Consider the following 22051-nt stretch of genomic DNA (forward strand, 5'->3'; position numbering starts at 1 on the left):
TACTTATATCCTCCATTACAATAGATATCCTAAATTTCTTACACTATCGATGAAGTTTAGGAAGAATTGGCTTACTAAGAAACCTAGAGCAGTTGAAACTAGAACCAAAACTAATTTAAATGCTTGTTGTTTACTCTTATTAACATAGTAGTCTAACCTGAGTGACTGCAAACATTTAAATGCAATAAAAATAAAAGTAAAATTGCTAATTAAATTAAATACAGCATTGATTCCAATCTGTCTCATCTAACCCCTCATTTCTTATCGCAATTATCATATCATACTTGTCTTTTATAACATAATATTGTGCAGAATATCAATCAAATTGTTTAATCTTAATTTGCACTCCCTTAACTATACAATAAAAAGCTATAAAAAACACTCATTTTTATTTTGATGAATTAAAGATTTAATTAAGACTTTGCAAATAAAAAAGCTACGATCAAATCGTAGCTTTTTTATTATTTATTTGAACCAGAAATTCTAATTCGATTAATCGCACGCTTCAATGAAATTTCAGCACGCTTCAATTCTTTTTCATCATGTTTTGTCCGTGCGTCTTTGATCCGCTTTTCGGCACGTTGACGCGCACGTTCAGCACGTGATGTATCAATATTTTCTTTACGTTCTGCAGCAGACGCAACAATTGATAATGTATTATTTGAAAATTCCAAGAAACCACCACTTATAGCAATTTCATCGAATTTATCTTCTCCTGTTTTAACACGAATTTCATCAATCGCAAGTGATGCTAAAACTGGTGTATGGTTAGGCATAATTCCCAATTCACCTTCAGTTGTTTTGCAAACCACTAAAGTTGTTTTGTTATTGTATACTTCACCATCAGGAGTAACAACAGAGACTGTTAATTCAGGTTTATCACTCATTTGAGGTCCCTCCTTAATCGTTTTCTGTCATTTTCTTTGCTTTTTCGATTACATCTTCAATTGGGCCACATGAACGGAAAGCATCTTCTGGCAAATCATCATATTTACCATCCAAAATTTCCTTGAAACCTTTTACAGTTTCTTTTACTGGAACATATGAACCTGGTTGGCCTGTAAATTGTTCAGCAACGTGGAAGTTTTGTGATAAGAAGAATTGTACTCTACGAGCACGTGCAACTGTTACTTTTTCATCATCAGATAATTCATCCATACCCAAAATAGAAATGATATCTTGTAATTCACGGTAACGTTGCAAGATATGTTGAACATCAGTAGCAACTTTGTAGTGTTCTTCACCGACAATTTCAGGTGATAAAGCACTTGATGTTGATGCCAATGGGTCAACGGCTGGATAAATACCTTGTTGAGTTAATGAACGTTCCAAGTTAGTTGTTGCATCCAAGTGAGCAAATGTTGTTGCTGGAGCAGGATCAGTATAGTCATCAGCAGGAACATAAACAGCTTGGATTGATGTAATTGAACCCTTCTTTGTTGAAGTGATTCGTTCTTGTAATTGTCCCATTTCTGTAGCTAACGTTGGTTGATAACCTACGGCAGAAGGAATTCGACCAAGTAAGGCAGAAACTTCTGAACCAGCTTGAGTAAACCGGAAGATGTTGTCAATAAAGAGCAACACATCTTGACCTTCTACATCACGGAAGTATTCAGCAATTGTTAAACCAGTCAAGGCAACACGCATACGTGCTCCAGGTGGCTCGTTCATTTGACCAAAGACCATTGCAGTCTTTTCTAATACTCCTGATTCTTTCATTTCATAGTAAAGATCATTACCTTCACGTGTACGTTCACCTACACCAGTAAATACTGAAATACCATTGTGTTCTTCGGCAATGTTATGAATTAATTCTTGAATTAAAACAGTTTTACCAACACCGGCACCACCAAATAGACCAGTCTTTCCACCTCTAATGTATGGTTCCAATAGGTCAATAACTTTGATACCAGTTTCCAAAATTTCAGTACCAGGGTTCAATTCATCGTATGCAGGAGCATCACGGTGAATTGGACTGCGCTTATGATCCTTGCTAAATTTAGGGCCATCATCGATTGTGTCACCTAAAACGTTAAATACACGTCCTAATGTGTCATCACCAACAGGTACACTGATTGATGAGCCAGTGTCTGTAACTTCAGCACCACGCTTCAAACCATCAGTTGTATCCATCGCAATTGTACGCATTACGCCGTCACCCAATTCAAGGGCAACTTCAATCACGAGTTCTGTACCATCTTCACGCTTTACATGTAAAGCATTATCAATTTGTGGTAATGATTCATTAAGAGGAAATTGAACGTCAACGACAGGACCGATAACTTGAACTACTTTACCAGTTCTCATTTCGTATATTCCTCCCATATTATTCTAGGGCAGCTTGTGCACCTGTAATTTCAGTAATTTCAGTTGTAATTGCACTTTGACGTGCACGGTTATATTGCAATTGCAATGATGAAATAATGTCATCAGCATTATCAGAAGCTGATTTCATCGCAGTTGAACTTGAAGCATGTTCAGCTGTTTTAGCATCCAAGATTGCACCATATACAAGACTTTCTGCATATTGTGGCAAAATAACTTCTAAAATTGCATCTTCAGAAGGTTCAGTATCATATGTTGGTTCTGCTTTACCTTCCTCATTCTCAGCAATTCCGCTATCTTCCATATCACCAACGTTTTCAGCTGTAATTGGAAGCATTTGTTCTACACGGAATGCAGATGTCAAAGTATTTACAAAGTGGTTATAGCAAACATATAACTTATCATATGCCTTGCTATCATACATTGTTACAATTGCTTGAACAATTGGACGAATTTCTTTAAATGTTGGTACATCACTAACACCACGATATTCATATCCAATGTTGTAACCCCGTTGTTTAAAGAAATCTGCTCCAGTTCCACCAATAGCTAAAATAACAATGTCATCTTTTTTGTTAGCAGCCTTACTTACATTTTGAATTAAACTCATTGTTTCTTTCAAGACTGTTGAGTTATAACTACCAACTAAACCACGATCTGAAGTCATTACAACGATCCCATTTTTTTTAATTGGACGTTGTTGTAACATTCCTAATGTATTGATTTGACCATCATCTTTTTTAGCACCACTAGCATTAGCAGCATCTAATAGATGTGATTTTGCAAGATGAGTGATTACACTTCTAATCTTGGCGGCATAGACTTGATAACTTGCTGTATGCTTTTGAATTTGATTCAATTTTACAGTTGATACCATTTGCATGGCATTTGTAATTTGTTGCGTTTTTTTAGTTGAACTAATTCGTCTTTTAACGCTTTGTAAAGAACCAGCCATCAGCCTTCACCACCCTTTCTATTTACTTGCTTGAAATGTATCTGCAAATTCTTTAATTGCAGCATCAAGCTTCTTAGTGTCTGGTAAGTTACCAGTTTTCTTAATTTCATCTAGCAAGTCTTTGTGATTGCTATCGAAGTAATCAAACAATTCATTTTGGAAACGTAAGATATCATCAACTAATACTGAATCTAAGAATCCATGTGTTAATGCATACAAGATCACTACTTGTTTTTCAACAGGTAATGGTTTATGTAATGGTTGCTTTAATACTTCAATTGTTCGACGACCACGATTTAACTTAGCTTGTGTAGCTTCATCCAAATCAGAACCAAATTGTGTAAATGATTCCAATTCACTATATGATGCTAAGTCCAAACGTAATGTCCCAGCAACTTTCTTCATAGCCTTAATTTGTGCAGCACCACCAACACGAGAAACTGATGTACCCGCATCAATAGCTGGACGAATTCCGGCATAGAATTTATCACTGTCCAAGAAGATTTGTCCATCTGTAATTGAAATAACGTTTGTTGGAATATAAGCTGAAACGTCACCAGCTTTTGTTTCGATAAATGGTAAGGCTGTCATTGAACCCCCACCAAGCTTATCATTCAACTTAGCAGCACGTTCAAGTAAACGTGAGTGAAGATAGAAGATATCACCAGGGTAAGCTTCACGACCAGGTGGTCTTCTCAAAATTAATGAAAGTTCACGGTAAGCATCAGCTTGTTTTGTTAAATCATCATAAATGATCAAAACATTCTTACCGTTAAACATAAATTCTTCACCCATTGCAGCACCTGCATAAGGAGCAATATACAACATTGGAGCAGGTTCTGATGGACCAGCTGAAACAACAATTGTATAATCCATTGCACCGTACTTACGCAATGTTTCTACTTGTTCACGAACAGTAGATTCCTTTTGACCAATTGCAACATAGATACAAATCATATCTTGATCTTTTTGATTCAAGATTGTATCAATTGCAAGTGATGTCTTACCAGTTTTACGGTCACCGATAATCAATTCACGTTGTCCACGACCAATTGGAACTAAAGCATCAATCGCTTTAATACCAGTTTGTAATGGTTCTGAAACTGATTGTCGATCCATAACGCCAGGTGCTTTTCTTTCTACAGGACGAGTCTTATCGGTTTTAATTTCGCCCATCCCATCGATTGGTTGTCCTAAAGGATTTACAACACGACCAATTAAAGCTTCACCAACAGGAACTTCCATAATCTTACCTGTACGCTTTACAGTGTCGCCTTCACGAATTCCTTTAAAATCACCCAAAACAACGATCCCAACATCAGTTGATTCCAAGTTTTGAGCCATTCCATAAACTCCATTTTGGAATTCTACCAATTCACCAGATAAGGCGTTATCGAGACCGTTTGCACGAGCAATACCGTCACCAACATATGTAACAGTACCAACTTCATCAACAGATAACTCATCTTGATAATCTGCTAATTGTTTCTTAATAAGAGCACTGATTTCCTCAGCCTTAATGCTCATAAAAGTCTCACCTCTTTATCTTTTTAATAACAGACGTTTAACTTGTTCTAACTTAGATTTAATTGAACCATCATAAATATAACTTGATGATTGTAAAACCACTCCGCCAATAATTGATGGGTCAACTTTTTCTTCTAAGATAACTTGATTTGCATTTTCGATTTCAGCAAATTTCTTTGCTAATTTATCTTTTTGTGCATCATCAAGTGCAATCGCAGTTTTAACAGTTGCACGAACAATTTTACGATCTTCATCGTATAATCTGTTAAATACATCGATAATTGCTTGCAAGATCATGATTCGATGATAGTCATATAACATCTTTAGTAAATTTTGTACTAATGATGATGCATTCTTTGTCATCTCTTCTAATGTTTCTTGTTTAGCTTTTTCATCGATTTGAGGACTTGTCATAAAAACGACGAATCCAGGTTCTTTATCTAAAGCTGCTTTTAACTCACTTAACTCGTTAGCTGTTTCAGTCAAAGAGTCTTGTTCTTTAGCAACTTCAAAAAGGGCATTGCCATAACGAATTGCAAGTGTTGCATTACTTATTGCCATTTTGCTTTCCCAACCCTTCAATATATGAATCTACTAATTCCTTTTGATTTTCAGGAGTTAGTTCTTTTTGAATAATCTTCGAAGCAATTTCAATAGATAATTCAGCAACATCATTCTTGACACTTGATAAAGCATCTTGCTTTTCTTGTTCAATGTCTTTCTTGGCATTAACCTTCATTGTCTTAACTTCTTCATGTGCAGCATCGACAATTGTTGCTTTTTGTTGTTCACCATTTTGTTTTGCACGGCTGATAATTCCGGCAGCTTCTGTACGTGAATTGTTTAATGCATCTTCACGCTTCTTTGCGAGTTCTTCTGCTTCTTTCCGTGCTTTCTCAGCTGAATCGATATCATTTGAAATCTTATCAGCACGTTCATTCAAGATCTTTGTTACTGGACCCCATGCAAATTTCTTTACAATAAGAACCATGATCACAAATAGCACTAGATAGAATAGGAAGTCACCCCATTGTATACCAGCATCGCCAAGTAAAAATGTAGACATCTATTGACACCTCCTTAATTTCAAAGATAACTGCATGTTATTTTGACGTTTAAAAAGGTTATTTTGCCAATAACATAAATGCGATAACGATCGCAATAATAGGAACAGCTTCGATCAAACCAACACCGATAAACATGTTAGTTCTTAATTGTCCTGATAATTCTGGTTGACGAGCCATTGATTCCAACATCTTTGAAATAACTAAGCCGTTACCTACACCTGTACCAATAGCAGCAAGTCCTGCTGCGATTCCTGCACCGAGTAATGCTAATGCTGTTGTCATAATAAAATGTCCTCCTTAGTGTATTAAATACTATTCTTTTTCGACCTTTTGAGTAATGTAAACCATTGCCAACGTTACAAAGACATAGGCCTGGATTGATCCAATAAAGACGGAGAATCCTTGCCAAATCATTTCCAATGGAATAGCTGGAATAAACGTTAAGATTCCGTGTGAATGAGCCATTTGGAAAATAAGTTTAAGTAACACTTCACCAGCAAAAATGTTTCCGTATAAACGTAAAGCTAAGGTAATAAAGTTTGTAAATTGTTCCAAGACTTTAATTGGGAACAAAATAGCCATTGGACTGAAGAAACTGTTCTTAACATATCCCTTAAAGCCAAACTTATTAATTCCAGCAATATGTGAAATTACTAATACCATAAATGCCAACGTTAACGTAGTCATTGGTAAAGCTGTTGGACTTTTAACATATGTAACATCGCCAATTACAAATTGAACGATCAACCCTAATTGGTTAGCAACAAAGATAAAAGTGAACAATACGAACATCAATAGCCCATATCGATCGCTTTCTTTATCTGGGATTGCTGCCTTGACAATTCCATTAGTAAAATCGATCAACCATTCAAGCGCGTTCTGCTTGCCAGTTGGCTTCAACTTCAAATTACGTGAAAACCAAATAACTAATCCGCATACAATAATTGCTGATAACAAACCTGAAACACAGTTACCTACATTAAATGTAAGCCCAAATAGCTTGACAATTTTAGTTCCGTCATCAAACACCAATTCTCACCTCTTTTCGATTGTAGTCGTATGGTTGAAAAAATTGGTCGAACCATAAAAATATTTCGATCCAAAGATGGACAATCTTCGAATACAATTTTCATGATACCACCATTCTAAGCAAAGTACAAAACCAAATTATGGCTTTTATATTGCGATTTATTATTATTTTAAAGCTAAAATGTAAGCGATTAACAGGTTAATCTGTGCATAATAAATCGCAAAACTACGCTATTTATATTTTTATAAAGTTTATTAATTTTATTTATACATCAATAAATTATTATAAATTTCAGTGATGCTATTTTGTACCAAATAAACGATCTCCTGCATCACCTAATCCAGGCACAATATAGCCATTTTCATTTAGATGATCATCTAATGCAGCAGCATAAACATCAATATCTGGATGAGCTTCACGCAATGCCTTTACTCCTTCTGGAGCTGCTACTAAACAAACAAAACGAATTGATCTTGCACCGCGTTTCTTTAATGCATCAACAGCTGCTATTGCTGAACCCCCTGTTGCCAACATTGGATCAACAATTATCATTTCACGTTTATCCAAATGTTCGGGCATTTTCACAAAATATTCATGTGGTTGTAATGTTTCTTCATCACGATACATTCCAATATGACCGACTTTTGCAGCTGGTAGCAATTCTAATACCCCATCTACCATACCTAAACCGGCACGTAAAATTGGAACAACAACTACTTTCTTCCCCGCTAAACGCTTTTCAACAGCTGTTGCTACCGGCGTTTCAACTTCTACATCCTCTAATGGCATATCACGACATACTTCGTAAACCATTAGTTCTGCAATTTCATTAACAATTTCACGAAATTCACGAGTACCACAGTTTTTATCACGAATAATTGTTAATTTATGTTGAATCAATGGGTGATCTAAAACTTCAAATTTTCCCACAATTAACATCTCCTTTAATATATTTAATACTATTTTAGCGAAATTAAATTTTATTTTCTACTTTAATTGCCACATTTGATCTGCACTAGCTTTACGTAATCTATTCATATATGCCTCACCTAAACCGATTTCTGGAAACTGTTGAACTAAAATTGTATCAACACCTTTACTATCAAGTTCACGAATGCCAGCAAAGAATTTTCGACTAGCTGAATTAATATTTTCACCCAAATCATATGTGATTACATTTTCAGGAACTTTTTTAATTATATTTGTAGTAGCCATAATTCCGATATTCATTTGTTGAGAAGCCCACTTAATCGCATCACTCCAATCAGAATCAGATACCATCATCACATTTGCATTAGGATTATAATGTTTGTATTTTTCTGCAGATGCTTGTTTTTTCATTTTAATTGGCATCCCTAATACCTTTTCAATTTCAGTCGTACTAATTGCTCCAGGACGAACAATAACTGGAGTATCCCCACTCAAATCGATAATTGTTGATTCCATTCCAACAGCAGTTGGTCCATCATCAATAATCCCTGCAATCTTGCCCTCCATATCATGAAAAACATGTTGTGCACTCGTAGGACTTGGCTTTCCAGAAGTATTAGCTGAAGGCCCAACAATTGGAGTTCCTGCCTTCTCAATAAGTTCTAATGTGACTTTATTATCTGGACATCTAAATGCTGCTGTTGTTAATCCACCAGTAACAACCTTAGGTAGTGAGCCAGATTTTATTTTAAAAATCAACGTTAATGGTCCTGGCCAAAAATTTTGTATTAATTTTTGACCCCAATCATTAATTTGATTTACATATTTTTTAACCATTTCTGAATTTGCTACTGTAACATTTAGCGGATTATCCGCTGGACGATTTTTAGCTTGAAATACGCGTAATACTGCTTTTTCATTATTCACATCTGCACCTAATCCATAAACGGTTTCTGTTGGAAAAGCAATTAACTCTCCCAACTGAATTTCACGTGCAGCCTGATCAACTTCACTAGGTTGATATATTTTTGTGATTTCCATTCTTACACTTCCTAAAATTGAATCTTTACCATACGATCATGATTTGAAATATCTTTTTTTATTGTAATTTTTGCATCAGGAAATTCTTTTTGAAAAATCTCTTTTACTGCTTTTCCCTGTTTAAATCCGATTTCTAAATACATCAGCGCATCATCAGCTAAATATGGTGCACATTCTTTTGCCAAACGTTGATATATTTTTAATCCTTGATTGTCAGCAAACAATGCCAAAGATGGTTCATGTTCTAAGACACTTTGATCCATTAATCCTTTTTCATCCTCTGCAATATATGGAGGATTAGAAACAATAATATCGAATTTTCCATTTAAATTTTCAAATAAATCACTTTGAGTCAAATAAACTTCTTCATCCAATGTTTGAGCATTTTCTGCTGCAACTTTCAGCGCTTCAGTTGAAATATCACTAAGTGTTATCTTCCATTCAGGAACAGCCTTTTTCAAGGATAAACCAATTGCTCCAGTTCCTGTGCCAATGTCCACTACTCTCAAAGAATCATTTACTTTATTTTCATTTAAAATCCAATCTACTAATTCTTCCGTTTCCATCCTTGGAATTAATGTATTTTCATTCACTTTAAACTTAGAGCCATAAAAATCAGCTTTACCTATTATGTATTGTGCTGGATAACCATTCACATACTTTTCCACATTACGTTGAAATTTTTCTAATTCTTCTTGAGGCATTTCATCACGTAAGTGCATTAAAAGCTCTGTATCATTCCAGCCCATCTGTTCTTTTAATAACAACTCTACACCAGAACGATCAGCATTTGATCCTTCAATAAAAGAAAAAGCCCATTGTTGGGCCTTAAAAAACGAATTATTCATTTTGTAAATTCTCCAATGCTTTTGTTTGATCATATAACACTAGAGCATCAATAATATCATCTAACTCACCATTCATAATCTTATCAAGTTTGTTCAATGTAAGACCAATACGGTGATCTGTCACACGGTTTTGTGGATAGTTATATGTCCGAATACGTTCTGAACGATCACCTGTCCCTACCGTTGACTTACGATTTTCATCATATTCACTTTGTTCTTGAGATTTGTAGTAATCATATACACGTGCTTTCAAAATCCGCATTGCTTTTTCACGGTTTTGTTGTTGTGAACGTTGGTCCTGCATCGATACAACAATTCCTGTTGGCAAGTGAGTCATACGAACAGCAGAAGATGTTTTATTAATATGTTGTCCACCGGCACCTGATGAGCGGAACACATCAACACGAATATCTTTTGGATCGATCTCAATTTCTACATCCTCTTCTTCTGGCATAACAACAACAGTTGCTGTTGAGGTATGTACTCGACCAGCAGATTCCGTTACTGGCACACGTTGAACACGGTGAGCACCACTTTCATATTTTAATTTTGAATAAACACTCTTACCATTAATCAAAATTACAATTTCCTTAAAGCCACCAACTTCAGTCACATTTTTATCCACAACTTCAATTGACCAGCCTTGTTTTTCTGCATATCTTGAATACATATTAAAGAGATCAGCTGCAAATAAACTAGCTTCATCACCACCAGCAGCCCCACGAATTTCCATAATAATATTTTTATCATCATTAGGGTCTTTAGGTAGCAATAAAATCTTAATTTCTTCTTCAAGCTTTTCTTTTGCTTCTTTTGATGATGCTAATTCTTCTTTGACCATCATAGTCATTTCTTCATCATCTAAACCTGCATTCAACATTTCTTCATCATCTTTTATTTGTTGAACGACTTTCTTATATTGATTATATTTTTCAACTGTTTCACGTAAATCAGCCATTTCCTTTGATAGCTTTGTGAAACGATTTGTATCTGCAATTACTTCAGGATCTGATAATAGTTCGCCTAATTCTTCATAACGATCTTCAAGCATTTGCAATCTATCAAATAACTTATCCATCGGAACCTCCTAGTTATTATTTAATTTTTCAATTTCATCAACTGGCGGATTAAAGTAATGCCGTCTGCAAACTGGGAAGTATGCTTCATTACCTGCAATCATGATTTGTTCACCTGAATACACAGGTTTTCCATCATTAATACGCAAGTTCATTGTTGCTTTTTTATTACAAAACCAACAAATTGTCTTCATTTCTTCAATTTTATCAGCATACAATAGTAAATACTTTGATCCTTCAAATAATTCATTACGGAAATCATTTTTCAAGCCAAATGTCATTACCGGAATGTTAAATTGATCTACAATTTTAGTTAATTGACGCACATGTTCCTTCTTTAAGAATTGAGCTTCATCAACTAATACGCATGCAATTGATTCTGCTGCATTTTTCTTTTGTACATAGTCAAACACATCTGTTTGATCTTCAATCGGAAACGCAGGACGTTTTAAACCGATTCGACTAGATACAAATCCCACCCCATCACGATTATCAATCGCACTTGTCATTAAAATTACCTTTTTATCTTGTTCTTCATAGTTATGTGCAACTTTTAAAATTTCAATTGACTTTCCACTGTTCATTGCACCATAACGGAAAAATAATTGTGCCACAAATTTCACTTCCAAAAATTTTTTCATTCCATTTTAGTATATACGATTTACAATTAAATTTCACTGTTAATTATAGACTTTATATAATTTTGCAAATTAACCAAAGTAAAACTTAAATCAAAACTACTCTGACTAAATTTGTGATAAAATACAAAAAGAATATTATTACAGGAGGATTTTCATAGATGTCTCTAAAAAGCAATATTGCTATTGCAGCTGGTAAATCATCTTACTGGTTTCTTCATAACTTTATGCATGGCGGAACTAGTTTACCTGGCAAATTAACTTTAGCCATCGATCCTGATGTATTACAAGCACTAGCGAAAGATTATGAAATTATTATTGTTACTGGAACTAATGGTAAAACTCTTACAACAGCTCTAACTGTTAAAGTATTATCTGAAAAGTATGATAATATCTTAACCAATCCTAGTGGTTCCAATATGAAACAAGGAATCGTAACTGCATTTTTAACAGCTAAAAAAAGTAAACATGGCAAAAAGCTAGCTGTTTTAGAAACTGACGAAGCAAATGTTCCAATTATTTCTCAATATATTGAACCAAGTGCTTTCGTTTTAACTAACTTATTCCGTGATCAACTTGATCGTTTTGGTGAAATTTACACTACTTACAATAAAATTTTAAAGGGAATCAAAATGCATCCAAAAGCAAAAATCATTGCTAATGGTGATGAACCTTTGTTTAATAGTGTAGATCTCCCTAACCCTACTGTTTACTTTGGTTTTGATAATGAGGAAGATCGTGATCAAAAAGCTCCTGCAAATACAGATGGTGTTTTATGTCCCGAATGTAATCACATCATCCGCTTTAAGAGTCGTACATATGGTAATTTAGGTAAATATTACTGTCCTCACTGTGGTTATAAACGACCTGAATTAACATATAATGTTACTGAAATCATTGACCAATCTCCACAATGGTCAAAATTCAAAATCAATAATGAAGAAGTTACTCTTCATATTGGTGGAACATATAATATCTACAATGCTTTAGCCGCATATGCAGTAGGTAGTGAATTCGAATTACTTCCATTTGAAATCACTAAAGCATTAAGCTCACCTGACCAAAAAATCTTTGGACGTCAAGAAGTCATTAAAGTCGGTGATAAAGATGTAACTTTAATTTTAGTTAAAAATCCGGTTGGATTAGATCAAGTTTTACAAATGATTAAGACAGATCGCAATCCATTTTCATTAGCTGTATTACTAAACGCTAACTATGCTGATGGAATTGATACTAGTTGGATTTGGGATGGATCTTTTGAAGAATTACCATTTGATCGCATTCCTTCAGTTCTAACTGGTGGCGAACGCTATAAAGATATTACTTTTAGATTAAGAGTCGCAGGCGTCCCAGAAGAAAATTTCCATCAACGTGAAAACTTAACTGAAGCAGTTAAATTCATAGAACAAATGCCAACAAAACATGTTTATGTTCTTGCAACATATACCGCAGTTCTTCAATTACGTAAATTATTAGCTGATGAAGGATACATCAAAGGAGGTATGGATTAATGAAATATGAATTACGTTTAGCACACTTATATGGTGATTTGTTAAATACTTATAGTGATATTGGTAATATTTTAGTTATGAAATACTATGCTAAACAAATGAATACTGATATCGATGTTCAATTAATTTCATTAGATGATACTTTCAACGCTGATAATTTTGACATTGCCCTTTTTGGTGGTGGTCAAGACTTTGAACAAACAATTGTATCAAAAGATTTACCTAATAAGCATGATGAAATCCAAAAATTCGTTGAAGAGGGTAAGCCTTTGTTAGCTATTTGCGGTGGTTATCAAATGCTTGGCCAATATTATGTTGGTGCTGATGGTGTTAAAATTCCTGGACTTGGTGTCTTATCTCACCGTACAGAAACTCAAAAAAATAACCGTTTTATTGGCGATATTACTATTAAAAACGAAGAAACGGGAGAAGAATATCATGGATTTGAAAATCATAGCGGTGTAACTTACCTTGGTGATGATGAAAAACCACTAGGTAAAGTTATTGTCGGAAATGGTAACAATGGCCAAGATGGTTTTGAAGGTGCTATTTATAAAAATACATATGGTACTTACTTCCATGGACCAATTCTTGCTCGGAATGGTAATTTAGCTAAACGATTACTATTACTTGCACTAAAACACAAATATCCAAATGATGATTTTTCACAACAAGAAGCTCTTGAAATCAAACCAACATACTAATTAGAGGTACTGGCTCCAATGCCAGACCTCTTTTATTTTATTCGGTTTTATTGTTTTTTAGACAGATTTAAAAAAATCAAACAATTGAAATTTAGTATTTACATTAACAATTTATATGATAAAATATAGGATAATTCGTAACCAAATACATTATAAAGGGATGATTAGATTGCAAAATGTTGATTTAAAAATTACTAGCCAACATGTATTAAATGTCTTTACGCGGACATTTGAACCAAATATTTTATGGATTAATCAGGGTAAAATTGTCGCTACTGGTGAGCAAGAAGATTTCACTGCTAATCAAACCCTTGATTATTCTGATAAATATTTAGTTCCCGGATTCATCGATGCTCATGTTCATATTGAGAGTTCACTTGTTCGTCCTAGTGAATTCGGTAAAGTTCTTCTCCAACAAGGCACCACTTCTATTTTTGCTGATCCTCATGAAATTGCTAACGTCTATGGCACTCGTGGCATTGATTTTATGCTCGAAGATGCTAAAAAAACTCAATTAAACACTTTCATTATGTTACCCTCTTGCGTTCCATGCACATCATTTGAACATAACTATGAAAAACTTGACGCTAAAAAGCTCCGTTCTTATTACCAAACACCTAATGTCTGTGGCTTAGCAGAAATAATGGATTATCCCGCTGTTGCCAGCAAAGATGCTGACATGTTAGAAAAGATCAACGATTGCTTAGCAAATCATCGACAAATTGATGGACATGGAGCTGGCTTAAATCGGCAACAACTTGATATTTTTCAACAAAATCATATTACAACTGATCATGAATGTTCTACTCCTGAACAGGCGCTTGAACGTATTAAATTAGGTTTCTATGTTTTCTTACGCGAAGGAACCGTTGAACGTGATTTAGAAAATATCATTAATGTTGTCAATGAATCGAACGCACAACGCTTTGCCTTTTGTACTGATGATAAATTAATCAGTAGTTTACTTGAAGAAGGCGGTATTAACTACTGCATTAAGTTAGCAATTCAACATGGTATCCGTCCTGAAACTGCCTACACAATGGCTAGCTATAACGCTGCTAATGCCCATCACCTTTCAAACTTAGGAGCATTAAGTAGTAGTTTTAATGCTGACATTGTTGTTTTAGATGACTATCAAAATGTATCTATTCATTCCGTAATCAAAGATGGAGAAATTATTAACTCCACAGAATCACATGCTTCAAATGCAAATTGTCCAAGTTCTATGAACTTTTCAATTACTCCTAACCAACTAGAATTAAAAATGCAATCTTCAAAAGCAAATATTATCGGTGTTATTCCTAATCATATCGACACAAAGCATCTTATTGAGGACGTAACTGTCGAAAATAATTTATTTGTACCAGATACTTCCAAAGATCAACTTAAAATTGTTGTAGTTGAACGACACCACCACTTAAATACAGTAGGCGTAGGTATTGTAAAAGGCTTTAAATTACAACAAGGAGCTATTGCTTCTACAATTGCTCATGATTCACATAATTTAATTGCTGTGGGTACAAATGATCAAGCAATTTTGAATGCAATTTTACATTTAAAAGAAATTGATGGAGGAATTACTGTCTTTGATGATCAAAAAGAATTAGCATCAATGCCTCTTTCAATTGGCGGATTAATGTCTGATAAGCCATATCAAGAAGCTAATACTGATCTTAAAAATGTTCAAGATGCTTATCGTTCTATTAGTCAGGAAATTAAATTTGATCCATTTATCACACTTTCATTTTTAGCTCTTCCTGTAATTCCAACACTTAAAATTACAGATCAAGGACTTTATGATTTTGATCAACAAAAATTTATTAATGTAAGCAATCTAGAAAAATAATAATAATAATAATAAAAACTAAAAAAACTAAGGGTAATAATCTACCCTTAGTTTTTTAGTTTTTAATTAGCAAATGCTTTTCCCAGGTTCTGAAGCAATTATTTGTAAATTTCCTTGAATTTTCCAACTTTTAACTGAAAATGGTAATATAAAGTGCATTCCCTTTTTTATTAAATATTCTTGGTCAGCAATTTTTATTGATCCACTTCCATCTAAAACAGAAACCAACATATATGGAGCTTGTTGTTTAAATACTCCACTTCCTCCATCAACTACCCACTTATATACAGAAAAAAATTTATTTGAAATAAAACGAGTAACTAAAACATCACCAATATGGTAATTTTCTGGTTTTATTTGCCAATCTTTTTGTGGCACACTTATACATTCCACTGATTGTTTTAAATGTAATTTTCGTTTTTGTTTTGTATGTGGATCAATTCGATCAAAATCATAAATGCGATATGTAGTATCTGAACTTTGTTGTGTTTCTAATACCATTAATCCCTTACCAAGAGCATGTACTGTGCCACTTGGCACATAAATAAAATCGCCTTCATGTACAGTCTTTTTTCGAAATAATTTATTCCATTCATGATTATAAATCATTTCCTTTAACTCACTTCGCGATTTAGCATTGTGCCCATAATAAATTTGAGCTCCCTTATCTGCTTTAATTACATACCAACATTCATTTTTCCCCAACTCATGTTCATGTTTTTCGGCATATGCATCATCAGGGTGAACTTGTACAGATAAATCATCCTTTGCATCTAAAATTTTTACAAGTAATGGAAATACATCCCCTTTGGCATTTCCAAATTCCTCTCGATGATTTTTCCACACATATTCCAAACTCTTGCCTTTAAATGGTCCATTTTCCACAATTGATAATCCATGTGGATGAGCAGAAATTGCCCAACATTCCCCCGTATGATTACTTGGAATATCGTAATCAAATTCATCTTTTAACCTTTTTCCACCCCAAATTTTTTCTTGGAAAAATGGTTTCAAGAAGATTGGTTCATTCATAATATACTACCTTCTATCTGATTGAAATTTATTTACAAATTAATTTTATCAAGTTGTCAATCAGATGTAAACGCTACCATTAATCGAATTTTACGAATTTACTTACTATTTTATCTCTTCGATCTAAGAACTCTTGATTATTAGACGATGGATGAACTCGATTTGTTAAAACAATTAGTCCTTGTTGATACTTTTTGCTCAATAAAATAAATGTTCCAGTATATCCTGTATGATAAATCCATGGTGTTTGATCAGGACTAAAACGCAAATCCCATCCTAGTGAACGTTGTAAATGATTTGTTGTCCAATCTTTAAATAAACTATTAATCGTTTGATTAGTCAAAATATCATTTTCGTGTTCATCACTTAAAATCCAATTTGCAAATTTAATTAAATCATTCAATGTCATAAATAATCCTGCAGATGCACAATGTTCCTTCAAAACAAAAGCTTTAGGATCATGCACCTCTCCTTGAATTAATCCTCGTTTATCAGTAATCTCAGTAGGGACAGAAAACTGCTTTTGTGGATTAAATGTGCTTTCTTTTAAATTTAATGGTTCCAATATCTTTTCTGTTATAGTTTTTTGCACAGGTTCATGATAAAATGATTCAATCATTTGTCCTAACATTATTAATCCAACATCCGTATAGACGACTTTTTTATCGAACCAGTCCCCTACTTTTAATGAATCTAATGCATCCAATAATTCTTTACGATTAAGTTCATCCCGATGTGGAATATATCCAGAAATAGCAGATGTATGTGTTAATAAATGACGTACTGTTACACGTTGATCATCAAACAAAGGAATAAAATCTGCTACCTTATCATTTAATGATAGTCTACCTTTTTCTACCAAATTCAAAATTAAAGTAGTTGTCCCTACAACTTTCGTTAGCGAAGCAACATCATATAACATGCCATATCTTAATTCTTTTTTTATCGGAATAATTTGTGATTTTCCAAATACATGTGTTTCAACATTATTTTTATCTATAATTGCATATGAAATTCCAGGAACTACTTTATCTGATACAAGTTGTTTAAGTTCCTTTTTAATTTCTTGTTTTCTCATTTAAATCCTCCAATTGATTTATATACCGAATCTTAAACTTTCCATCTTGATAATCTACTAAACTTGCTCGTGAATTATCTAATAAAAATACTGGCACATCACCACATAAACTTTCGATAAAATTCGATAATATCAATCCATGAGTTACAATCAAAATATTACATTCTTCATCTTGATATTCATTACCAATTAATTTTAATGCCCGACTAAAGCGTGAATATAAATGAGCGGAGTCTTCGATTTTCTCTGTCCCATCCATTGTACGAAAAATTTTAATCAATTCACCTACATGTTCTTCATTTAAAAATGCACGAATTATTTTTCTGATCCCTAAAGTACGCAATGCCTGTGGAATCACTTCAAAATTATGTGCTTCTTCAAATCTACCAAAACTTAATTCCCTCAAATCAGGATCACGATAAATTGGAGGAATTCTTTGCAGGTTCTCCTCTAAAATATATTTAGCAGTATCTTGCGTTCGCTTCAAATCGCTTGTAAAAACCGCACGAAACTTTATCTTTCTAAGCTCATATCCCAATCTTCTTGCCATTCTAATTCCTTTTTTAGTCAAAGGAGAATCTGTAATTCCTTGCAAACGAACTTGACGATTTAATTTTGTTTGTCCATGCCTAACGAGATAAAAATGAACTACAGCCATCTCTTTTCTCCTTTCTTTAACTTGAATATTAACATTATAAACCAATCAATTAACTTTTATAAATTATCTGTTACTATGTTTCTGTTATTCCTGTTAAAATATAGATAGAACTAAGAGAGAAGGCCTGCAAATGGAACTTACATTTGATTCTATTTATAAAATTTTAAATCAGATTGAACATAATCCTGAAATGGTAACTAAAACTAAATCTCCATATGAAAATGTTGTTCAATTATTTATTCCTGATTCAATTCACATTGATCACGAAGATTTCTATTTTCCTGCAAATAAATTAATGGTTAACCTTTTACCAGAAGATTTTATTAATAAACATCAACATTTATTCAAAACTTACTGGGAAATGGCTGGTAAACCTATTCCATATTTTGACGAAGTATGGATCACAACTGCTCATTTAAATCAGGCCAAAGTATACTTAATCGAATTATCCTTTGAATAAAAAAAGCCTAGATTCTCCGCCTATAATATGGCTGAATCTAGGCTTAATTGTTAATTAACTAAATTAATCGTCTAAGTCTTCCTCAATATTTAAATTATACAAATTACTTACTGGCTCGTCTTTTGCTACTGGATGTACAACAATTACTGCAACTGCTCCTTTTTCAGAAACATATCCTGCAAATTGAGTAATTGCTTCAACTTCATATACTAGACCGTCAGTATTATAAATATACTGACCAACTTCAGGCATAATTTCAAATTCAATTTTATTCATTCGATAATAATCTTCAAATTTAACATCATGCATGACAAGCAAAACTTTATGCATTATCAATAATCCCCTCTTTAGCTTTTGATATTATTATACACGAGAAATTCTATTTTAAAAGATTTTTCTTAATTTTCACTAAAAAAAGTTAAACATAGCGCATGATGGTTGCTTGACATATTATTTCCAATTTAATAGAATTAAACTGTTATAATTATTGAGCATTCGCCAAATTGGTAAGGCAGTGGACTCTGAATCCATAATTTACAGGTTCGAACCCTGTATGCTCAATTGAGACCTTTATAACTATCTATGATTGTCTATAAACGTTGAGTTTATAGGCTTTTTTATTTTCTAGTATCTACAAATAATTGTGGATAACTACACTGGAGAGACCCTAAAAGAGACCCTGAAACGCATTAGACAATCATTGATATATTAACGATTATCAACAATAAAACATAAAAAGAGAGACCCTAATTTAAATAATTAGCAAATTTAATTACTGTTTCGCTTTGCTCTTTTTGTGTAACGTGAGTATATACATTTAATGTAGTTTTTGCATCCGCATGTCCTAACCTGTTTTGAACCTCTTTTATGGTTGCTCCTGCTTGGAATAATATACTTGCATGAGTATGCCTAAAGCCATGACAAGAAATATATTTCAAACCATATTTCTTACTTAATTGATGCATCCAGTTATTTGGTCGTGTTGGATGCAAGATTGACCCTTTTTTATTTGAAAATATTAAGCGGTCATCAAGAATATTTTTTCCATTCATATAAAAAATATGCGACTGTTTAACTTTCCATTCTTTTAAAATGCTCATGGTTTCTTTATCCATATATAAATTACGTTTGCTTGATAATGTTTTAGGCGATTGAATAACTAACTTATTATTTTCAACCATAGTTACAGTTTTATTAATTGTAATCATGTTTTTATTAAAATTAATATCTTTCCAAGTAAGTGCCAAAGCCTCGCCTTTTCGCATTCCGCTATATGCTAGCAAACGAAAGAAAGTGTAAATTTTAAAATTACCATTATTCTTACAACAGTGTAAAAACTGGTTTAATTCTGCTTTTGAATAAAAATTTGTGAAAGTGGATGCATCCCTTTTTATTTTTGGTTTAGTAACGTTCTTAAAAGGGTTTTTATTGATAATTTCTAATTTAACAGCATAATCAAGTATTCTAGTTGTATAAAATACATATCTGTTTAATTGCTTAGGATATTCTTTAAACCACTTATTAACAGCCTTTTGACAATCAACAAGCGTTATTTTTTTAACATAGTAATCTTTAAAAAGTGGTAATACATGCATATTTAAAATACGTTTAGTGGTTGCAAAGGTTGAGGGCTTAACAGTTCCTTTATATAAATCAAACCACAATTCTAATAACTCATTAAATCTAATATTACTATCCTGTTTAAAAAATTCGCCTGTGCTTACTTGATATGAAATTTTTGAAAGCTCTTTTTGTGCATCTTGTTCGCTTAAAAAATTAGAACGCTTAACGTAACGCTTTTTGCCTGTCTTTTCATCTACACCCGCATACAAACGAAATTTGTAACGTGTTTCATGTTTTGAATTTTCGTACTTAACAATTTTTACCATTCCTGAAATTCCTTTCTTTGAGTTTGCCCGCTCTTATAATTCCAAGAAATCTATTAAATTGTATTTGTGGCCAAGATTTAAATTTAAAATAAATTGCTAAAAACGTTATATTAACAGCATTTTCTTTATTATAAATAATAAATTAAATTGCACATAAATAACCACATAACAGAGATTTAACAAGGTTGTATATTTTGTAGTAATTAAATGTTAACACTTAAAAAGTGCAGAAAAATGCAGAAAACAAGGCTTTTTTAATTGGCTTAATTTACTTATAAGCACTAATATAACAACGTTTTAACAAGCTAAATATATTTAGTGTACTGTACTTTAAAACCTTGCAAAATCTTGCAAAACCTTACATTTTTTAACGATTAAAGTTACATTTGCGACACTATAAAAAAGATTTAAAAACTGAATGCATTCGAAACTTGAAAAACCTGAAATAATATCAGAAAACAACTTAATAATGATTAAAGGTAATATTTAAAATTACTACTTTTCACTACTAAGAAACGCACTAAATTAAACTTAGACTCCGGCTCAAATTTGAGCTCATTAAAATATAGATCATTATATTTTTAATTGTTTCATTATGGCTTTTTAGTCTTTTCCTCTCATAAATCTTTTAATCAACTCAAGGTCTTCCTTGGGTATTTCTCGACCTTCGTACGTAAAAATAACATCATCATCTAAGTCTACTTTTTTAGGTACGTCATTATGTGAGTATTTTCTAGGTTCTTGTTTCAAATATTTATCCATTTTATCTAATAAGTATGGGACTAATTTATTATCGTCTATTAGATTTCCATACTTATTAGTGATATTGTCGGAAAAATTTAAACCAAGATTTATAAAAAAATCAAATGGAAAAATATCACTTAACAAGTCATCTAATACCAAATCTCTTTTTTGGAAATCTATTTCACCGTTCCGCTCAATATTTTTCAATATATCCTCTAAACTAGTGTTTTTTAATTGATATATCTTATTTCTATCGTTTAAAAAATACGTTCTTAAACTTTTTATATGGATATAATCGTGCATTTCATCATCATTAGTAATCATCAGTCCATATACATCGTCCTTTATTTCACTGGCACTATATCCCAAATACCCCTGCAAATACGAAATTGGTACATTAAAAAAATCAGCTATTTTTTTCCATGTCTCTAGTTTAGGTTCCCTTTTACCATTTTCATAAAATGATACAGTTTGAAAAGATTTACCAATCGCCTCCGCTAATTTTTTCTGTGAAATACCTTTTTCTTCTCTTAATTCTCGTATTCTATTTTTGTACTTTTTCATCAAAATATCCTTCTTTCACTTATAAATTTATCATAAAAAAAACACTTATTCTACTAAAAGTTGATTTATTCAATTGACATTCCACTAAAAGTAGAATATATTGTTAATCAAGGTTGACACTCTTCAAA

24 protein-coding genes and 1 tRNA gene are annotated in these 22051 nt (G+C 32.9%); 5 read left to right on the forward strand and 20 right to left on the reverse strand.

Annotation, left to right across the window (positions count from 1 at the left end):
• Positions 1-15: 15 nt before the first annotated feature.
• From QPK35_RS04370 to QPK35_RS04435, 14 genes are all read right to left on the reverse strand, one after another.
• Positions 16-246 (reverse strand): DUF1146 family protein, encoded by a 231-nt coding sequence (locus tag QPK35_RS04370; RefSeq protein WP_290032773.1) that lies wholly within the window; start codon positions 244-246, stop codon positions 16-18.
• 215 nt (positions 247-461) lie between these two features.
• The gene (locus QPK35_RS04375; RefSeq protein WP_290032774.1) at positions 462-887 is read right to left on the reverse strand and encodes a F0F1 ATP synthase subunit epsilon; all 426 of its coding nucleotides are present in this window, start codon (positions 885-887) and stop codon (positions 462-464) included.
• Between the two features lie 13 nt (positions 888-900).
• Positions 901-2307, reverse strand: coding sequence for a F0F1 ATP synthase subunit beta (atpD, locus tag QPK35_RS04380; RefSeq protein ID WP_290032775.1), 1407 nt, complete (start codon positions 2305-2307; stop codon positions 901-903).
• Between the two features lie 19 nt (positions 2308-2326).
• Positions 2327-3280 carry a F0F1 ATP synthase subunit gamma gene (locus tag QPK35_RS04385; RefSeq protein ID WP_290032776.1) on the reverse strand — a complete coding sequence of 318 codons (954 nt, stop codon included), beginning with the start codon at positions 3278-3280 and terminating at the stop codon, positions 2327-2329.
• An 18-nt stretch (positions 3281-3298) separates the two neighbouring features.
• Positions 3299-4807 carry a F0F1 ATP synthase subunit alpha gene (gene atpA / locus QPK35_RS04390; protein WP_290032777.1) on the reverse strand — a complete coding sequence of 503 codons (1509 nt, stop codon included), beginning with the start codon at positions 4805-4807 and terminating at the stop codon, positions 3299-3301.
• 15 nt (positions 4808-4822) lie between these two features.
• A complete protein-coding gene (atpH, locus tag QPK35_RS04395) occupies positions 4823-5368 on the reverse strand; it encodes an ATP synthase F1 subunit delta (protein ID WP_290032778.1) in 546 nt (181 codons plus the stop codon).
• Entirely contained in the window at positions 5355-5873 is a 519-nt protein-coding gene (gene atpF, locus QPK35_RS04400) for a F0F1 ATP synthase subunit B (RefSeq protein WP_290032779.1), read from the reverse strand. The genes atpH and atpF overlap by 14 nt, the downstream gene beginning before the upstream one ends.
• Positions 5874-5931: 58 nt before the next feature.
• Positions 5932-6156, reverse strand: a complete 225-nt coding sequence (gene atpE / locus QPK35_RS04405; protein WP_290032780.1) for a F0F1 ATP synthase subunit C — start codon at positions 6154-6156, stop codon at positions 5932-5934.
• Positions 6157-6186: 30 nt separating this feature from the next.
• Entirely contained in the window at positions 6187-6903 is a 717-nt protein-coding gene (atpB, locus tag QPK35_RS04410) for a F0F1 ATP synthase subunit A (protein ID WP_290032781.1), read from the reverse strand.
• A 301-nt stretch (positions 6904-7204) separates the two neighbouring features.
• Positions 7205-7834 (reverse strand): uracil phosphoribosyltransferase, encoded by a 630-nt coding sequence (upp, locus tag QPK35_RS04415; RefSeq protein ID WP_290032782.1) that lies wholly within the window; start codon positions 7832-7834, stop codon positions 7205-7207.
• A gap of 57 nt (positions 7835-7891) precedes the next feature.
• Entirely contained in the window at positions 7892-8875 is a 984-nt protein-coding gene (locus tag QPK35_RS04420; protein WP_290032783.1) for an L-threonylcarbamoyladenylate synthase, read from the reverse strand.
• Positions 8876-8886: 11 nt separating this feature from the next.
• A complete protein-coding gene (prmC, locus tag QPK35_RS04425; protein WP_290032784.1) occupies positions 8887-9723 on the reverse strand; it encodes a peptide chain release factor N(5)-glutamine methyltransferase in 837 nt (278 codons plus the stop codon).
• Positions 9716-10801 carry a peptide chain release factor 1 gene (prfA, locus tag QPK35_RS04430; protein ID WP_290032785.1) on the reverse strand — a complete coding sequence of 362 codons (1086 nt, stop codon included), beginning with the start codon at positions 10799-10801 and terminating at the stop codon, positions 9716-9718. Before prfA ends, prmC begins: the two co-directional genes overlap by 8 nt.
• 9 nt (positions 10802-10810) lie before the next feature.
• Entirely contained in the window at positions 10811-11413 is a 603-nt protein-coding gene (locus tag QPK35_RS04435) for a thymidine kinase (protein ID WP_290032786.1), read from the reverse strand.
• Between the two features lie 185 nt (positions 11414-11598).
• On the opposite strand from QPK35_RS04435, the gene QPK35_RS04440 reads away from it, so the two are divergent.
• From QPK35_RS04440 to ade, 3 genes are all read left to right on the forward strand, one after another.
• A complete protein-coding gene (locus QPK35_RS04440; RefSeq protein ID WP_290032787.1) occupies positions 11599-12948 on the forward strand; it encodes a Mur ligase family protein in 1350 nt (449 codons plus the stop codon).
• Positions 12948-13652, forward strand: coding sequence for a type 1 glutamine amidotransferase (locus QPK35_RS04445; protein ID WP_290032788.1), 705 nt, complete (start codon positions 12948-12950; stop codon positions 13650-13652). The genes QPK35_RS04440 and QPK35_RS04445 overlap by 1 nt, the downstream gene beginning before the upstream one ends.
• A 169-nt stretch (positions 13653-13821) precedes the next feature.
• Entirely contained in the window at positions 13822-15498 is a 1677-nt protein-coding gene (gene ade / locus QPK35_RS04450; protein WP_435302705.1) for an adenine deaminase, read from the forward strand.
• 66 nt (positions 15499-15564) lie between these two features.
• On the opposite strand, the gene manA is transcribed toward ade, so the two are convergent.
• The 3 genes from manA to QPK35_RS04465 all read right to left on the reverse strand — a co-directional run bounded on the left by manA (position 15565) and on the right by QPK35_RS04465 (position 18266).
• Complete coding sequence (gene manA / locus QPK35_RS04455; RefSeq protein ID WP_290032790.1) at positions 15565-16530, reverse strand: mannose-6-phosphate isomerase, class I; 966 nt, start codon at positions 16528-16530, stop codon at positions 15565-15567.
• A 79-nt stretch (positions 16531-16609) separates the two neighbouring features.
• Positions 16610-17608 (reverse strand): serine hydrolase domain-containing protein, encoded by a 999-nt coding sequence (locus tag QPK35_RS04460; RefSeq protein ID WP_290032791.1) that lies wholly within the window; start codon positions 17606-17608, stop codon positions 16610-16612.
• A complete protein-coding gene (locus tag QPK35_RS04465) occupies positions 17589-18266 on the reverse strand; it encodes a histidine phosphatase family protein (protein WP_290032792.1) in 678 nt (225 codons plus the stop codon). Before QPK35_RS04465 ends, QPK35_RS04460 begins: the two co-directional genes overlap by 20 nt.
• A gap of 130 nt (positions 18267-18396) precedes the next feature.
• Here QPK35_RS04465 and QPK35_RS04470 point away from each other — a divergent pair, with 130 nt between their 5' ends.
• On the forward strand, positions 18397-18726 hold the full coding sequence (locus QPK35_RS04470) for a hypothetical protein (protein ID WP_290032793.1): 330 nt from the start codon (positions 18397-18399) through the stop codon (positions 18724-18726).
• 63 nt (positions 18727-18789) lie between these two features.
• Here QPK35_RS04470 and QPK35_RS04475 read toward each other — a convergent pair whose 3' ends face one another.
• On the reverse strand, positions 18790-19056 hold the full coding sequence (locus QPK35_RS04475; protein WP_290032794.1) for a LysR family transcriptional regulator: 267 nt from the start codon (positions 19054-19056) through the stop codon (positions 18790-18792).
• 158 nt (positions 19057-19214) lie between these two features.
• Between QPK35_RS04475 and QPK35_RS04480 the strand changes: the two genes are divergently transcribed.
• A tRNA-Gln gene (locus tag QPK35_RS04480) sits at positions 19215-19287 on the forward strand.
• A 185-nt stretch (positions 19288-19472) separates the two neighbouring features.
• Here the strand turns inward: QPK35_RS04480 and QPK35_RS04485 are convergent.
• Together QPK35_RS04485 and QPK35_RS04490 are read right to left on the reverse strand one after the other, a co-directional pair.
• Positions 19473-20615 (reverse strand): tyrosine-type recombinase/integrase, encoded by a 1143-nt coding sequence (locus QPK35_RS04485; protein ID WP_290032795.1) that lies wholly within the window; start codon positions 20613-20615, stop codon positions 19473-19475.
• 603 nt (positions 20616-21218) lie between these two features.
• Positions 21219-21923: a helix-turn-helix domain-containing protein gene (locus QPK35_RS04490; RefSeq protein ID WP_290032796.1), complete on the reverse strand. Its 705-nt coding sequence runs from the start codon at positions 21921-21923 to the stop codon at positions 21219-21221.
• Positions 21924-22051 lie beyond the last annotated feature (128 nt).

Source organism: Ligilactobacillus cholophilus, assembly GCF_030389495.1.
Classification (GTDB): Bacteria; Bacillota; Bacilli; order Lactobacillales; family Lactobacillaceae; genus Ligilactobacillus; species Ligilactobacillus cholophilus.

Coding starts and splice junctions, on each gene's coding strand:
- QPK35_RS04445 (WP_290032788.1), top strand. CDS start 12,948: ATGAAATATGAATTACGTTTAGCACACTTATATGGTGATTTGTTAAAT.
- QPK35_RS04475 (WP_290032794.1), bottom strand. CDS start 19,056: ATGCATAAAGTTTTGCTTGTCATGCATGATGTTAAATTTGAAGATTAT.
- atpA (WP_290032777.1), bottom strand. CDS start 4,807: ATGAGCATTAAGGCTGAGGAAATCAGTGCTCTTATTAAGAAACAATTA.
- manA (WP_290032790.1), bottom strand. CDS start 16,530: ATGAATGAACCAATCTTCTTGAAACCATTTTTCCAAGAAAAAATTTGG.
- QPK35_RS04465 (WP_290032792.1), bottom strand. CDS start 18,266: ATGGCTGTAGTTCATTTTTATCTCGTTAGGCATGGACAAACAAAATTA.
- QPK35_RS04460 (WP_290032791.1), bottom strand. CDS start 17,608: ATGAGAAAACAAGAAATTAAAAAGGAACTTAAACAACTTGTATCAGAT.
- QPK35_RS04385 (WP_290032776.1), bottom strand. CDS start 3,280: ATGGCTGGTTCTTTACAAAGCGTTAAAAGACGAATTAGTTCAACTAAA.
- QPK35_RS04440 (WP_290032787.1), top strand. CDS start 11,599: ATGTCTCTAAAAAGCAATATTGCTATTGCAGCTGGTAAATCATCTTAC.
- prmC (WP_290032784.1), bottom strand. CDS start 9,723: ATGAATAATTCGTTTTTTAAGGCCCAACAATGGGCTTTTTCTTTTATT.
- QPK35_RS04375 (WP_290032774.1), bottom strand. CDS start 887: ATGAGTGATAAACCTGAATTAACAGTCTCTGTTGTTACTCCTGATGGT.
- QPK35_RS04420 (WP_290032783.1), bottom strand. CDS start 8,875: ATGGAAATCACAAAAATATATCAACCTAGTGAAGTTGATCAGGCTGCA.
- prfA (WP_290032785.1), bottom strand. CDS start 10,801: ATGGATAAGTTATTTGATAGATTGCAAATGCTTGAAGATCGTTATGAA.
- atpF (WP_290032779.1), bottom strand. CDS start 5,873: ATGTCTACATTTTTACTTGGCGATGCTGGTATACAATGGGGTGACTTC.
- atpD (WP_290032775.1), bottom strand. CDS start 2,307: ATGAGAACTGGTAAAGTAGTTCAAGTTATCGGTCCTGTCGTTGACGTT.
- QPK35_RS04485 (WP_290032795.1), bottom strand. CDS start 20,615: ATGGTAAAAATTGTTAAGTACGAAAATTCAAAACATGAAACACGTTAC.
- QPK35_RS04490 (WP_290032796.1), bottom strand. CDS start 21,923: ATGAAAAAGTACAAAAATAGAATACGAGAATTAAGAGAAGAAAAAGGT.
- QPK35_RS04370 (WP_290032773.1), bottom strand. CDS start 246: ATGAGACAGATTGGAATCAATGCTGTATTTAATTTAATTAGCAATTTT.
- atpE (WP_290032780.1), bottom strand. CDS start 6,156: ATGACAACAGCATTAGCATTACTCGGTGCAGGAATCGCAGCAGGACTT.
- atpH (WP_290032778.1), bottom strand. CDS start 5,368: ATGGCAATAAGTAATGCAACACTTGCAATTCGTTATGGCAATGCCCTT.
- QPK35_RS04470 (WP_290032793.1), top strand. CDS start 18,397: ATGGAACTTACATTTGATTCTATTTATAAAATTTTAAATCAGATTGAA.